Origin of the sequence: Chryseobacterium sp. GVT01B (assembly GCF_019970045.1) — a bacterium.
In the GTDB taxonomy this organism is placed as follows: domain Bacteria; phylum Bacteroidota; class Bacteroidia; order Flavobacteriales; family Weeksellaceae; genus Chryseobacterium.
This window is the reverse complement of sequence record NZ_JAHXYI010000002.1, coordinates 335511-350062: the sequence shown is the minus strand read 5'-3', so window position 1 is coordinate 350062 and position 14552 is coordinate 335511. Positions and strand designations below refer to the sequence as shown.

The 14552-nt window shown below is 35.8% G+C and carries 14 protein-coding genes; 2 read left to right on the top strand and 12 right to left on the bottom strand.

All coding sequences use genetic code 11. The features are described 5' to 3' along the window. Positions 1–39: 39 nt before the first annotated feature. The 9 genes from LC457_RS04990 to LC457_RS04950 all read right to left on the bottom strand — a co-directional run bounded on the left by LC457_RS04990 (position 40) and on the right by LC457_RS04950 (position 9892). Positions 40–1401: an MATE family efflux transporter gene (locus LC457_RS04990; RefSeq protein WP_223598886.1), complete on the bottom strand. Its 1362-nt coding sequence runs from the start codon at positions 1399–1401 to the stop codon at positions 40–42. Positions 1402–1500: 99 nt separating this feature from the next. Beyond that, positions 1501–2685 (bottom strand): sigma-54 dependent transcriptional regulator, encoded by a 1185-nt coding sequence (locus tag LC457_RS04985; RefSeq protein ID WP_223598885.1) that lies wholly within the window; start codon positions 2683–2685, stop codon positions 1501–1503. A 56-nt stretch (positions 2686–2741) separates the two neighbouring features. Continuing rightward, positions 2742–3401 carry a YggS family pyridoxal phosphate-dependent enzyme gene (locus tag LC457_RS04980; RefSeq protein WP_223598884.1) on the bottom strand — a complete coding sequence of 220 codons (660 nt, stop codon included), beginning with the start codon at positions 3399–3401 and terminating at the stop codon, positions 2742–2744. A gap of 75 nt (positions 3402–3476) precedes the next feature. After that, on the bottom strand, positions 3477–4343 hold the full coding sequence (locus LC457_RS04975) for a polysaccharide deacetylase family protein (RefSeq protein WP_223598883.1): 867 nt from the start codon (positions 4341–4343) through the stop codon (positions 3477–3479). 293 nt (positions 4344–4636) lie between these two features. Further along, on the bottom strand, positions 4637–5365 hold the full coding sequence (locus tag LC457_RS04970; protein ID WP_223598882.1) for a DUF72 domain-containing protein: 729 nt from the start codon (positions 5363–5365) through the stop codon (positions 4637–4639). Positions 5366–5369: 4 nt separating this feature from the next. Next, on the bottom strand, positions 5370–8231 hold the full coding sequence (locus LC457_RS04965; protein ID WP_223598881.1) for a heavy metal translocating P-type ATPase: 2862 nt from the start codon (positions 8229–8231) through the stop codon (positions 5370–5372). 198 nt (positions 8232–8429) lie between these two features. Next, the gene (locus LC457_RS04960; RefSeq protein WP_223598880.1) at positions 8430–8990 is read right to left on the bottom strand and encodes an AraC family transcriptional regulator; all 561 of its coding nucleotides are present in this window, start codon (positions 8988–8990) and stop codon (positions 8430–8432) included. Then, entirely contained in the window at positions 8987–9382 is a 396-nt protein-coding gene (locus tag LC457_RS04955) for an acyl-CoA thioesterase (protein ID WP_047422729.1), read from the bottom strand. Before LC457_RS04955 ends, LC457_RS04960 begins: the two co-directional genes overlap by 4 nt. Positions 9383–9478: 96 nt before the next feature. Next, positions 9479–9892, bottom strand: coding sequence for a DUF6157 family protein (locus tag LC457_RS04950; protein WP_223598879.1), 414 nt, complete (start codon positions 9890–9892; stop codon positions 9479–9481). A 365-nt stretch (positions 9893–10257) separates the two neighbouring features. Between LC457_RS04950 and LC457_RS04945 the strand changes: the two genes are divergently transcribed. Together LC457_RS04945 and LC457_RS04940 are read left to right on the top strand one after the other, a co-directional pair. After that, positions 10258–10623: an RNA-binding protein gene (locus tag LC457_RS04945; RefSeq protein ID WP_047384580.1), complete on the top strand. Its 366-nt coding sequence runs from the start codon at positions 10258–10260 to the stop codon at positions 10621–10623. A gap of 139 nt (positions 10624–10762) precedes the next feature. Further along, the gene (locus LC457_RS04940; protein WP_223598878.1) at positions 10763–11521 is read left to right on the top strand and encodes a hypothetical protein; all 759 of its coding nucleotides are present in this window, start codon (positions 10763–10765) and stop codon (positions 11519–11521) included. 56 nt (positions 11522–11577) lie between these two features. Here LC457_RS04940 and LC457_RS04935 read toward each other — a convergent pair whose 3' ends face one another. Genes LC457_RS04935 through LC457_RS04925 form a run of 3 tightly spaced genes read right to left on the bottom strand, consistent with a single transcriptional unit; the run spans position 11578 to position 14497 of the window. Next, positions 11578–13362 carry a DUF4153 domain-containing protein gene (locus LC457_RS04935; RefSeq protein ID WP_223598877.1) on the bottom strand — a complete coding sequence of 595 codons (1785 nt, stop codon included), beginning with the start codon at positions 13360–13362 and terminating at the stop codon, positions 11578–11580. A 26-nt stretch (positions 13363–13388) separates the two neighbouring features. Further along, positions 13389–13886 carry a BlaI/MecI/CopY family transcriptional regulator gene (locus LC457_RS04930; protein WP_223598876.1) on the bottom strand — a complete coding sequence of 166 codons (498 nt, stop codon included), beginning with the start codon at positions 13884–13886 and terminating at the stop codon, positions 13389–13391. Positions 13887–13894: 8 nt separating this feature from the next. Next, the gene (locus LC457_RS04925) at positions 13895–14497 is read right to left on the bottom strand and encodes a phosphatase PAP2 family protein (protein ID WP_223598875.1); all 603 of its coding nucleotides are present in this window, start codon (positions 14495–14497) and stop codon (positions 13895–13897) included. Between the last annotated feature and the right edge of the window lie 55 nt (positions 14498–14552).

Below are 14552 nucleotides of genomic sequence, written 5' to 3'. Positions count from 1 at the left end.
AAAAAGGCTGCCTCAGTTATTGAAACAGCCTTTTTGTTTTTATGAATTCTGCTTAATTTTTTTCGCAGACATATTCAGGAATCGCTTTACCAGGAAAACAGCGGAAACCGTCAAACCCAGTCCAAGAGCAATCCACATCCCGAATGCGCCCATTTCCAAAGTGACACAGAAGAAATATCCCAATGGGATGGTAATCACCCAATAGGCGATGAAGGTATAGATAGACGGAATTTTTACATCCTGTAACCCTCTCAGCATTCCTAAAGCAGTTACCTGTATTCCATCAGAAAGCTGGAATAAAGCAGCAATGATCATTAATTTTGCAGCCAGTGTAATCACTTCCACTTCTTCTTTTTTCGTGAAGAAGGTGGGAAGTATATTTCTTCCTAGAATAAACACCAATCCACAGATGCACATAAAAATAAAAGCAATCTTAAGGTTGTTGATTCCTACCTTTCTAAGTTCTACAAAGTTCTGTTCACCAACTTTTCTACCAATCATTACCGTAGAAGCAACACTAAACCCGACACATAAGTTAAAGGTGAAAGAAGCCATACTTAATGCGATCTGGTGAGAAGCAATATCATGAGCAGAAATCAATCCACAGATAAATGCTGCTCCGGCAAAAGCGGTTACTTCAAAGAACATCTGTAAAGCTGTAGGTAATCCCAACTTCACCATTTTATCGAACATTTGCTTTGAGAAATCCTTAATTTTTAAAGAGAAATCTTTGATGTAACGTCTTGTTTTTTCTTCTTTCACCAAAACAAAATAAAGAAAAACAACCATGAAGATTCTGGAAATCAGGGTTGCCAGAGCAGATCCCTGTACTCCCATTGCAGGAATTCCCCAAAGTCCTTTGATAAAAACATAGTTTAAGGCAATATTGATGATATTTGCAATAATGGTTGCCTTTGTAACTCCAATGGTATAAGATAAACCTTCAGAAACTTCGCGAAGGGTTTGAAATGCCATAAATGGAATCATACTGATTACCATTATACTTAAGAACCCTACTGTATCAGGAATAATCTTGGTCGGCTGCCCGGAGTGATAGAGTAGTGGCATCCCTAAAAGTAAAATTACCATCAGAATCACCCCAACAGACATGTTGATGATAAACCCATGGCTGAAAACAGAATTAATCGTCGCATGATCCTCTCTTGAATGTGCTTCAGAAACCAATGGCGGAATGGCAAATGAAAAGCCCAGCGCTAGAACAAATATGGAGAAAAACACGGCATTCCCCAATGAAACGGATGCCAACGCATCAGCACCCAAAAGCTTTCCGACAATAATATTATCGAATAAGTTTACCGAAACCTGCCCCACCTGGGTAAGCATCACAGGCAGAGCCAAAGTCAGGCATTCTTTTGTATAGTTTTTGTTTAAAAATTTCATAATATTTTAAGATTCATATAGTTTATAATTCAAATAGGGCAAAAAAAAATTGCAGTGGTAACACTGCAATTTTTTATAATATCGTAAATAATAGCTTTATTATTTCCTTACAAAACTTGCAACGTCACCTTCGGAAACAGTGTTTCCACCAAGAATAATCAATCTTTCTACAACATTCCTTAGCTCCCTGATATTTCCAGTCCATGAAAGCGCTTTTAAAGCATCAACAGCTTTATCGTCAAACTTTTTCACAGCAGTACCATGCTCATCAGCAATCATACCTGAAAAATGTTCAACCAGCAATTTGATGTCTTCTTTTCTGTCGTCCAATGGCGGAACATAGATTTCAATAACAGAAAGTCTGTGGTAAAGGTCTTCTCTGAATTTCCCTTCTTCAATTTCTTTCTGCATATTCTTATTGGTTGCCGCAATTACTCTTACGTCAACTTTTATTTCTTTATCACTTCCTACAGGAGAAACTTTGCTTTCCTGAAGAGCTCTCAATACCTTAGCCTGAGCAATAAGACTCATATCACCAATCTCATCAAGGAAGATGGTACCACCGTTAGCCTGTTCAAATTTTCCCTGCTTATCTTTAATAGCTCCTGTAAAAGATCCTTTTACGTGTCCGAAAAGTTCAGATTCAATAAGTTCAGACGGAATTGCAGCACAGTTTACCTCTATCATAGGGCCTCTTGCACGTTCACTTTGGTTGTGAATGGCATGGGCTACCAATTCTTTTCCGGCACCGTTAGGTCCTGTAATCAGAACTCTGGCATCAGAAACGGCTACTTTTTCGATCATATCCTGAATCTTTTGAAGAGCAGGAGAATCACCGATCATCTGGTATTTTTTATTTACTTTTCTCTTTAAGGTTTTGTTTTCAGTCTGAAGATTTTTGTTTTCTTTCTTCAGGGTTTCCTTCACCAAAGCGTTTTTCACACTTGTAATCAATCTGTTGATATCAATTGGCTTGGAGATAAAATCGTATGCGCCCTCTTTCAAACAGGAAACAGCAGAGTCAATATCTGCGTGGCCTGAGATCATGATAAAAGTAGTTTCTGGTTTTAATGCGAGACTTTGCTTCAACAGTTCAGTTCCTGAAAGCTTAGGCATTTTAATGTCAGAAATCACCAGTGCGAAATCTTCTTTCTCTACCTGCTTGTAACCTTCAAGGCCGTCTTCAGCGATAACAAATTCATAATCGGTTAGTTCATCCGAAAGAATACTGTGAAGTACTCCCGAGATTGCTTTTTCGTCTTCTACTATAAGGATTTTTTGCATAGTTGCAAATTTAAATTTTTTGTTTCAATTATTAGCAAAAACTGTACCTAAATATTCTATTTTGAATAGTCTCTTCTTCCGAAAATTGCCGATCCAACTCTCACAGAGTTAGCACCGCACTCAATAGCTATCGGGAAATCATCACTCATTCCCATGGATAATGTATTTAACGTTTTTGATTGATTTAATTCATCGAAAAGTCCCTTTAGGATTGAAAATTCATTTCTGACCTGTTGTTCATCATCTGTGAATGTTGCCATTCCCATTAAACCCGTGATTTCAACATTAGGGAAATGACCTTCAACATACTGCTGAAACAGATCTTTCGCTTCAGCAATTTCCAGCCCGAATTTACTTTCTTCAGCCGCAATTTTTACCTGCAGGAGAACCTTAATGATCCTGTTATTCTTTCCAGATTCTTTGTTGATTTCTGATAATAATTTTTCAGAATCTACACTTTGTATCGTATCTATAAAAGGAGCAATGTATTTTACTTTATTGGTCTGTAAGTGGCCAATAAGGTGCCATTGGATATCCTGAGGAAGGAGAGGGGATTTCTCCATCAGTTCCTGAACCTTGTTTTCTCCAAAAACTTTCTGTCCCAGATCATATACTTCCTGTACTGCAGAAGCGGGATGGGTTTTCGAAACAGCAACCAGCTGAACATTGAATGGCAGCTGGTCTTTTATGGATTTATAATTTTCTTTAATACTCATAGATGCAAATTTCCGAAAATTCCCTGACAGTTGCCAGCGAAGAATACATTTTACATGGTCCTTTTTATGGAAAAATTAATTCAAAACTTCATTGATCTTAGGATATTGAGAAATCTTTCTGAAAACAAACTTGTTGCTTTTCTGCAGTTTTTCAATAAACAGATCCAGCTCATTGATAGAATCTGTATCTCTTAGATATTGATCATGAGTCAGGAAAACGAGATGTCTTGATGTTTTCTCAAGATCATTAAAGAAAATACTGTCAACTTTCTTGACCATCGCTTCATGGCTTCCTTTTAAAGTCATTTTCTGGGAAGGTCTCCATTCAAGATCCCAGCCGATTACTTTGTAACCTGCTTTTTTAAGACCATCAGCGGCTGCAGTAGAGCTTTTGATATCAGTTACATTAATATTGTTAAGTCTCCAGATGTTCCTTCCCGGAGTTCTTGCTATTTTGTCAGAAAGCTTTAAGCTGTCTTTGGCGATATCAAAATCGTGTACTACAGACTCAGCATTTTTATAAAAATCTGTGTATTTGTTATGGGCATGGCTAAAGCTATGGTTGGCTAATTCTACAAGAGGATTTTGCTTCAGAAGGAGTAAATCGTCTTTTTGTTTTTTGCTTCCATAGGCATGTTTTCCTACCAGAAAGGCAGTTGCACAAACGTTTCTTTTATCCAGGATTTTTAAAAGATTTTCGGTTCCCTGATTAGGACCATCATCAAAAGTAAGGTAGATCACTCTTTTATCAGGATCTACGCTTTCATCATCCATTTTAGGGACTATTTCTGCGGAAGGATGTTCCTGTGAACTGACGACGGGGTCATTATTCACTTCATTTTTAAAATTACAGCTGTACAATAAAGCCGAAGTTGCACTCATCAATGCAAACATCCCGAGAAAAGTCTTATTTGTTGACTTTCCCGCAAAAATTTTTCTCATAAAAATAATGGAATTTAATTTGTTAAAAATCGTTAAAAATAACAGTTGAAAGTTAACAAATTACATGCCATGCTGTGCATGTTTTTTTTCTTTTTAAGTTTATTTTAATAACTTTATTTTAAGGGATATTTCCTTTGTTTGATGAATTGTGAAGTTATGATTTGGTTTTCTTTAAATTTTAACATTTACAAATGCGAAACCAATAGCTTTTCTCTATTTTTATTAAGGTTTCAGTATTCTTCATGTGATGGGGAATTATTTAATTTTAACAAAATCAGAGTCATACATTGGTTTTATTCCAAGATGCTTTTTAAATACAGAGAATTTGTAATAGCTGATGTACCCCAGGTATTATTAAAGAATATAAAAGCGGTTTGCTGAGAGTTTCTGATTTTCCCTGCAAGTTCATCCAAAAAGGGTTTACTGTATTCAGATTTGTAAAGAACAGGTTTTCCGTGAAGTCTGTAATAGAGGATCTCCGGATGATTAATAATAAAATCTTCAGGAAGATCACCGGGAAAACTTACCCCTGAGAAGATGATATTATATTGTTTTAAAAAATCGAATATCTCTTTTTGCCACCATGAGATGTGTCGGAATTCAATAACGTTCAGAAATGTAGGATCAATATTTTTGATGATCCGTTCTGTATTTTCTGCTGTATTTTTAAAAGAAGGAGGAAACTGATAAAGAAATCCTGCCAGTTTATCTTTCAGATTACTTTGAATGTGTTCGCAAAAGAGTGCAATTTCTTCTTTTGAATTTTCAAGACGATTGATATGGGTAATAGTTTTTGGAATTTTAATGAAAAATTTAAAATCATCCGGTGTTTCGTCATACCATTTCAACAAGGTCTTAGAAGTCGGTTTTCTATAAAAAGTAGAATTAATTTCTACCGAGTTGAATGTTTTTGAGTATAAAGAAAGAAAATCTTTACTTTGGGCATTTTCAGGATATAAAGACCCTTTCCAGTCGTTATTATAAAATCCTGAGCATCCTATGTAAAGATTTTCTTTTATCATAATGTTATTTTATATCCAGATCCACGGAGTTTAGTCTCAATGAATTCAGAATCACAGACAGGGAACTGAAGCTCATTGCTGCAGCGGCAATCATCGGTGATAGCAGAATTCCAAAGAATGGATACAATAATCCTGCCGCAACGGGAACTCCCAGTACATTATAGATGAACGCGAAGAACAGGTTTTCTTTGATGTTTTTGAGAAGCTTTTCACTTAATAATTTCGCTTTTGCAACCCCCAGAATATCTCCTTTTAATAAGGTAATCTCAGCACTTTCAATCGCAACATCCGTTCCTGTTCCCATGGCAATTCCTACATTAGATTGGGCAAGGGCAGGGGAGTCATTGATTCCATCTCCGGTCATAGCAACGATCTTGCCTTGCTGCTGCAGTTTTTTTACCTCATTCAGTTTATCTTCAGGAAGACAATTGGCTTTGAAATGTTTGATTCCTAACTCATCAGCTACTGCTTTGGCTGTATGCTCATTATCTCCGGTCATCATAATCACATCAATTCTTTCACTCATCAGCTGCTTAACTGCTTTTTTGGAGCTTTCCTTTATCTTATCAGTAAAACTGATGAACCCTAGCACCTGCTGATCCTGTGCAATATAAGAAATGGTATGTGCTTTTGACTGTACTTCCAAAGCTTTTTGCTTTAAACTTTCCGGAATGGCGATCTGATGTGAGGTTAACAGACTTTCGTTTCCTAAATAAGCTGTTTTTCCGTTGATATTTCCTTTTACTCCTTTTCCTGAAATGTTTTCAAACTGATCCACTTTTTCAGAAGTTATATTTTCTTCTTTTGCTCTTTTTATGACAGCGTTGGAAAGCGGATGTTCTGAGTTTTGATTCAAAGAAAAGGCCAGTTTTAAAATCTGATGCTGATCTCCGGTTGTTGTTTCAATATATTCTACAGAAGGTTTTCCTTCCGTTAAAGTTCCTGTTTTATCTGTGATCAGAACATTTACTTTATTCATTTGTTCAAGAGCTTCAGCATTTTTGATCAGGATTCCGTTTTTGGCACCTTTCCCGATTCCTACCATTAGGGACATAGGAGTTGCCAGCCCCAGGGCACAAGGACATGCTACAATCAAAACAGCAACAGCGTTAACGAAAGCAAATAAAGTTCTTTTTCCTTCCGGACCGAAAAACTGCCACAGGATAAAAGTAAGTACAGCAATAAGAATTACTACTGGAACAAAAACTTTTGAAACTTTGTCAGTAAGCTTCTGGATTGGCGCTTTGCTTCGGCTGGCTTCATTCACCATTTTAATGATTTGTGAAAGCAGGGTTTCGTCACCTACTTTTTCAGCCTTCATTATAAATACCTGATTACCATTTATCGTTCCCGAAGACACTTTATCATCTACATTCTTTTCAACAGGAATAGGTTCACCTGTGATCATACTTTCGTCTACGATAGAATTTCCCTCGGTAATCTTTCCGTCTACAGGAATTTTTTCTCCCGGTTTTACTTTTAATAAATCTCCAATTTTCACCTGTGAAAGCAGCACTTTCTTTTCTTCACCGTTTACCATAAGGTTGGCTTCGTCCGGTGAAAGATTCATCAGTTCTTTGATAGCGTTACCTGTTTTTTTATGAGCAGCAGCTTCCATTAACTGGCCTAAAATAACAAGGGTTAAAATCACACAGACAGCTTCAAAATACAACGGGATTTCATGATTGTGTCCACGAATTTCATGTGGAATAATGTCCGGAAATATTAAAGCTACAATACTGAAAATAAATGCGGCAGCCACACCCAACGCAATAAGGCTGAACATGTTGAGATTCCAGGTTTTGAAAGAAACCCAGCCTCTTTTCAATAGGAACCATCCGGAATAAAACATCACCGGAAGAGTTAAAGCAAGTTCAATAAATCCCTGAATCTTGTGAGAAAAAGGAAAATTGATAAACATGCCACCCATTGACAGAATGAAAACCGGAATGGTAAATGCCAATGAAGTAATGAATTTTTTCTTTAATATATTATATGTTTCATCCTCTTCATCCTCACCGCTGTCCGGCATTCTTACGAGATCCATTCCACAGATCGGGCAGTCTCCAGGTTCGTCACGGATGATTTCCGGATGCATAGGACATGTGTATTTTGCGGTTTTCTTTTCAGGATACTTTACCAGGTCCATACCACAGACAGGACATCCAACGTTGGAATCATAGGTTTTATCTCCTTCACAATACATCGGACAGTAATATCTGCCTGCCATTTCATCAGTTACTTTAGGTGCTTGGTGATTATGGCTGTGGTAATCATGATGGTGAGCGTGGGAATGAGAATGATGCTGGTGTGAACTTCCTTTTTGAACAAGCCCTTCAGTGATCGGCTCTAAATGCATATGGCAGACAGGGCAATCTCCTTTTTCATCATACACTTTATCTCCTTCGCAAAACATTGGACAATAGTGTTTTCCGATATTGTCTTTAAAGTTTACGGGAAGGTTGGTTGCCGAAAAGGTGGGCTTATGATTGGGGTCTTTGGCTAATTTCTCTTCAATAGGTACCAGATACATCTTGCAGACAGGACATCTTTCACCTTGTTTGAAATATACTTTATCGCCTTCACATTCCATTGGACAATAGTATACTGAAGACGGAGATACACGGTCCTGAGGTTTTACAAAGGTTTTCTCAGGGTTATTCGGGTCTTCAAGTCTGTACTTTCCTATTTCTGCCAAAGCATCATTTAAAACTGAAAGTTGTACTCCATGATCGGAAGTAATTGTTGCGGTATTGTTTTCCAGATTGACATCGGCTTGAACACCCTCAACACTGTTCAGTTGATTTGAAATCTTTTTCTGGCAGCCGGAACAGGTCATTCCGAGTATTTTATACTGTTGTTCCATGATTCTTAAATTTATACTACAAATTTCCAAAATGGAAGTCTAAGGTTGTTATAAATTTAAGGATAATAGTTATAAAATTAGGCGAGAATAAGATGAGGGTTTAGTGTTTGAGAGTATGAGGGTGTGAGAGTATGAGAATTTGTAAGAAAGATAGGAATATTTAAATCCTTCACTCACAAACTCACAAACACTCTTACTTTATAGATTATCAAGTGCTTTGCGGTTGTGTTCTTTAAGTTTTTTGAATTCAGTAGGGGTAAATCCGGTTGTATTCCTGAATTGGGAAGAAAGGTGCTGGACACTTTTATAGCCAAGTTTTCCGGCAATTTCAGTAAGATTGAATTCATTATAGAGAAGAAGTTCTTTTACCTTTTCAATTTTCTGAAGAATAAAGAACTGTTCTAAGGTGATATTTTCGTTTTGTGAAAATGTTTTTGAAAGTGAACTGTAATCCTTATGAAGTTTTGAACTTAAAAATTCTGAAAGCAGAAAGTCTTCAGCAATATCAAGGTCGCTGATCTTTATAATGATCAGGTTTTTGATTTTTTCAACAACCTGATGTGCAGAATCCATGATTCTTTCAAAGCCTGTATCAAGCAGCTCTTTTTCTATGGCCTGCATTTTTTCAGGAGAAACATCAGCTTCAGTTTCTGCTTCACCTAATAAAACGGCACTTGTTTTTACACCTGCATTATGGAAGATGTTTTCTACTGCCGCAATGCACCTGTTGCAGACCATGTTTTTTATAAAAATTTTCATAGACCGTTGTTTAACCTGTCTTTTACGAATTCAATCTGGGTTTTGCCATGAGGAGAAGGGTTGCCTTCCGCATCCAGATTTACCATTACGATTTTTTCTACCGTAATAATGGTTTGGTGGGTCATTTTATTTCTTACATCACATCTTAAAGTAACAGAAGATGATCCGAAATGAGTTGCCTCAATCCCTATTTCTATAATGTCACCCTGCTTGGCAGAACTTACAAAATTAATTTCTGAAATAAATTTGGTCACCACCTTTGTATTTTCCAATTGGATAATAGCATATAATGCCGCTTCTTCATCGATCCATTGAAGGAGTCTTCCTCCGAAAAGTGAGTGATTAGGATTTAAGTCTTCGGGTTTTACCCATTTTCTTGTATGGTAGTTCATATCTTTAATAATTTGCAGCACAAATTTAGTGTTAAAAGCTGATGTTTTCAAAAGAATCATATTTATTGATCTGAAAATACTGATTCATTTTCTCAATCATTTTCGTTTGGAACGCATTGCTTTTGTTTTTGTAATGGAAGAGTCATTCAATAATGTTTGATATTCTTTACTTTCTACGGGAATCATGGCAACTTTCCCTTCTGAATTATGATGGAATCCCAATCCATATTTCTTCGCCAGGGGAGAGCAGCGGAGACATGGCTGGCCTTTGGAAAAGAATTTTTCTCTTTCTTTCTGTTTTTCGTGTTCTGAAATATCATTTTTAATGACATAACACTCAAAAATAATATCATCCGATGAATATTGATAAGGATGCTTTATCAGTTTCTCGTATTGAATACTGGCAATTGTTTTTTCTTTTTTCTCAATGGGAATCTGAGCCTGGGAAACAGGGCAATCTTCGGCTACTTCAATAAGGGTGTTGACATAATTAGTAGTGTGCTGTTTCATTTTCTGGCTTTTAATTGATATTTTATTAAATTCATATAGTAGGAAATCCTATAAATCAGATACTATCTTATGGATTATCAAAGTTATAGATGTTAAATATCTTTTTTATTTAGAAAAAATTAACTAATTTTATAATAATGAATTTACAGATATAACCAACTGTAAATCAGTGTGTTTTATTGTGTTTAGACTGTTTTTGGTTTTAGAGATTCAACATAATGTGAGAAATATTAAAAAAAAGCTTTGATTTGAAATTTTTAATTGTATCTTGCATACGTTTATATTTGGAATCAATATTTGTTCATTAATTTATGTTGTTTTTCTTTTATATACCAAATTTTTATTAATTTTTTAATTTATTCAAAATGAACATTTTTGTTTCAAACATCAATTACGCAACTAAAGAGTATGAGTTGCACGATCTATTCGCAGAATTTGGTGATGTATCATCAGCTAAAATCGTTACAGACAGAGAAACTGGTCGTTCTAGAGGTTTCGGTTTCGTAGAGATGGGTGATGAAGAAGGACAGCAGGCTATTGAAGCTCTTAATCAAAAAGAATTCAACGGAAAAGCTCTAAACGTATCTGAGGCTAAGCCTAGAGAAGAAAAACCAAGAAGAAGCTTCGACAACAACCGTGGCGGAGGTTATGGTGGTGGTAACAACAACCGTGGCGGAGGCTATGGTGGTGGTAACAACAACCGTGGCGGAGGCGGCGGAAATCGTTGGTAAAAATATGAAGCGGCTTTTAAGCCGCTTTTTTTATGCAATTTAATTTCCAGTAAATCATTTGATTAGAGTTTTGTATTGAAATATTGAAGTGTTTTGGCATAATTTTAGAAAATTATAAATCAATCAAAAAGTAATTATAATGAAAAAACATTTATTAGCATTAATGATGGTGTTTGGCGGATTATTAATCAATGCACAAAGCATTTATGCAGGACAGACATTAAGACAGGACAAAAAATACTGGGCAGATAATAATGAGTATTATCTGATCTTTCAGAATGATGGAAACTTGGTTTTTTATAACAGATCCGGTGCACCTGCATGGGAATCAAAAACTACCAACAGAGGCGTAAGAGCAATTTTTCAGGAAGATGGTAATCTGGTAGTATATTCACGTGGAAACGGAGTTGCTTTCAGTTCAAATACTGATGGTAAAGGAGCTAACAAATTATCCGTTCAGGATGATGGAAATCTTGTTATTTATAATGGGTCTAACCCTGTGTGGGCATCTAAAGGTGGCATCAGGAATAATAATGGCTGGGGTAATCGTGACCGTTACGGCAGCAAAGATTATGTATCAACAGGTTACAGATTCCGTAAGGATGCAAAACTGTATTCTTCAGACGGACGCTATTATCTGGTATTTCAGGATGATGGTAACCTTGTTTTGGCTAATAGAAACGGGAATGCTATCTGGGCTACGGCAACTGATAATAGAGGAAGCAAAGCTGAATTTCAAGGTGACGGAAATCTTGTAGTATATGATTCTTATAACAGAGCCGTTTGGAGTTCAAATACAGAGAACAGAGGAGCTACAAAGCTTACAGTACAAAATGATGGAAACCTTGTGATCTACGGAAGAAATTCTCCACTATGGAGCTCCGGAACCAATAGATAACCGTTTTTTATATAAAATAAAAAAAGACTGTCCTTGCGGCAGTCTTTTTTTGATCTTTATTTTAATCTTATCAGGATGTAAACATTCTCGTAATAAATGCTGGCAAGTTCATTATCAGAATATTTTTCTTTTGTAATTTCACTGAAAATAAGCTTGACATGGTATTTGCCTAAATCAGACTCCATTGCTATATCAGGGACTTTTACGGTGCCGTTTTTATTTTTGTTTTTTTCAAACAGTTGAATGATCTGTGGTCCGAAATCTACTTCTTCTTTAGAATTTAATCTCAATCTCAACGAAGATTTATCAGTCAGCTGATCGATAAGTTCAAACTGATCTTCATTCAGTTTTTGGGGATCTCTGCTGTAACGGTGGAAAGAAAGTAAGTATTGATAGTTTTCGATTCCTATAATTTGCTTTTCAGGAACGAGAACAATTCTGTTCAGTTCATAAGGCCTATTTTTAACGGTGATATTTACATCTGAAAATTTATTTTGAATAGTATAATTAATGCTATAAAATGTGCCCTTTTCAATATTGTCTGATAATTCAGCCTGATCTTTCTGATTCAGGAGATCTGATAAAAACTCACTTTGTTTTCTCTCTGCCAGAAATTGGAATTTATTGGCAATTTCATTACGGACTGTATCTGTAACTTTTTTATTGAAATTAATTTTACCGGCACTGATTAACTGATTTTGATTTAAAATATTCATCAGTTCTGCTTTCTGGCTTCTCTTGGCAACACTGAAAGCATTGAGATAAGGAAATATTAAAGCAAAAGCTCCAAATAAAAATAAGCTGACCGGAATAAACTTTATGGTTGCCTTTCTGCTAAAAATAAAGTAAACAACAATGCTGAGCAGCCAAAGAGCGAGAAGGAAAACGAAATATCTCGGTTCTGTATAGCCATATTCCAGAATTCTTGTAAAAATAGCTGTGAAAAGAAGGATGATCAAAGGAACAATGGTATAATAAAATGCTTTTGAAAATACCTTAACCCATGATTTTGCGTTTTCTTCTTTTAACGGATGCACCAGAAGCAACGCCAGGATTCCAACAATGCTGTAGGCCAGAACAAGATAAGAAACCCAGCCTCTTGGAAGCTGCCAGTTGATCAGGATCTTAAAAGAGTAAAAATAAAGAATTGCTACATAAATAAGAAGCAGCGGGATTAAGATAAACTGGGTGAAAAACTTTAAAACAACAGGGTATGTCCCATCTTTTTCAAGATTATTCAAACCTTTGTCATTAAACAAAAGGAAAATAAAACTACTCCCAAAAATAGCCAGAACGAAAAATGTATCTGTATAAATCCTGTGATGGAAATGAAAATCAAAAAGTTTATCAACGGCTAGAATAGCTAATTCAACTCCGCCGGTCAAAACCCCTGTAAATACAAGAGTAAGAAAGAAATTGATAAAAAGATTTTTGTTGTATTGCCAGAATCTGAGTTCTCTGTCTTTTTCAAGAAACGGAACAAACGAAACCAATAAATGGGAGAGAAGAGCCGTAACTGCAATGATATAAGCATAGACCTCGGTGAAATTATTCTTTTTATCGGGCAGGATACAATAGAACCCAATGAGAAAAGCAACACCACATAATTGTAATAGTAATTCTTTTCCGACTCTCTGTGATGCCATTTTCAGAGCAAACATCAGTGAAATTCCGAGGCAGGCACAAATCGTGAATTTAATATACGTTGTAACTTCTTCAAGCTCTGTTTCAGCAATGCAGATGGCTCCGATTGAAGCTAATAAAGCCACTGTCAGAACCATAGGATAGCGGAAAATGACTTCATTAGCCCGGCTTAATGTTTCCTGGAATTTTGTTTTCATGATTTGGTGTTTTTTTGAGATTAAGATTAATCTTTTTTCTTCTTTTTCTTTTTGTCCTTCTCCTTCTCCTTTTCTTTCTCTTTTCCTTTGGCTTTCTTCTCTTTTTTAGGACTTAAGATTTCTTCAGCAATTTCAAACTTTGGTTCTTCAATTTTTGCTGGTTTTATTTCGATTTTCAGATCAAAATGACCTTTCATGTCTTCCTGAGAAATTAATTTTTCGCTTAATAAAAGCTCCAGAATTTCCTTCCCTGAGTTATTGAAAAAGTTATGCGAAAGTTCTTTCAATAGAAATTTTTTATATCCTTCCAGTGGAACAAGTACTGTGTATTTGAAAATTCTTCCTTCTTTTACGGTGGATAGATAGCCTTTCTCAACCAGTATTTTCAAATAAGTGGAAACCGTATTCTGGTGTGGTTTAGGTTCCGGATGCTGCTCCATAACGTCCTTCAGATAGAAAGATTCCATTTTCCAAAACAGCTTCATAAAGTTTTCTTCTGCGGCAGTAAGATGATTTATTTTCATAGAGTATTCTAATGTTGAAATTGAATATTGCAATAAAGATAGATAAAAGATACCATAAAAGCTATTCCAGCTCCCATAAATACTTCTTTTACGGTATGTCTTTTTAAAATAACACGGGTAATTCCGACCAAAGCTGCAATTCCCAGCCATAGAAGACCCATTTTCCAGTCGAGACTAAAAAATAAGGCTGCTACAAATATATTAAATGCCGTATGCATCGAACTTTTGATGAAAAGATTGCTGATCTGTAAGGCAAAAAGAAGAATTAAAATAAACAGCATGACAAGATCGACTGATCCGTTTCTGATGTAATGGAAAAGAAGATAAGCAATCACACATACAGCAATAAATATGTACAGTGTTTTTCTTTGAACCCGGTTGGAGACATCCATATTGGTATATCTTCCTGTTTTCACATTCCATACCAGCCAAATGACAACCGGAATAATAATCATTGCTAATATGGGAATGAAGTACATCATAGAATCTTTAAGGGTGTATTCCCTGATGCTCATATAGATGAAGAAAATGATCAGAGAGACCAGAGGATTGAAAAAATCAGAGATGACTTTTGAAATTTTGTGTAGTAATGAAGATTGCTTTTCTTCCATAATCAAGTTTAAAAACCAAATATACCATTATAACCTCAAAAAACAAACGAAAAGG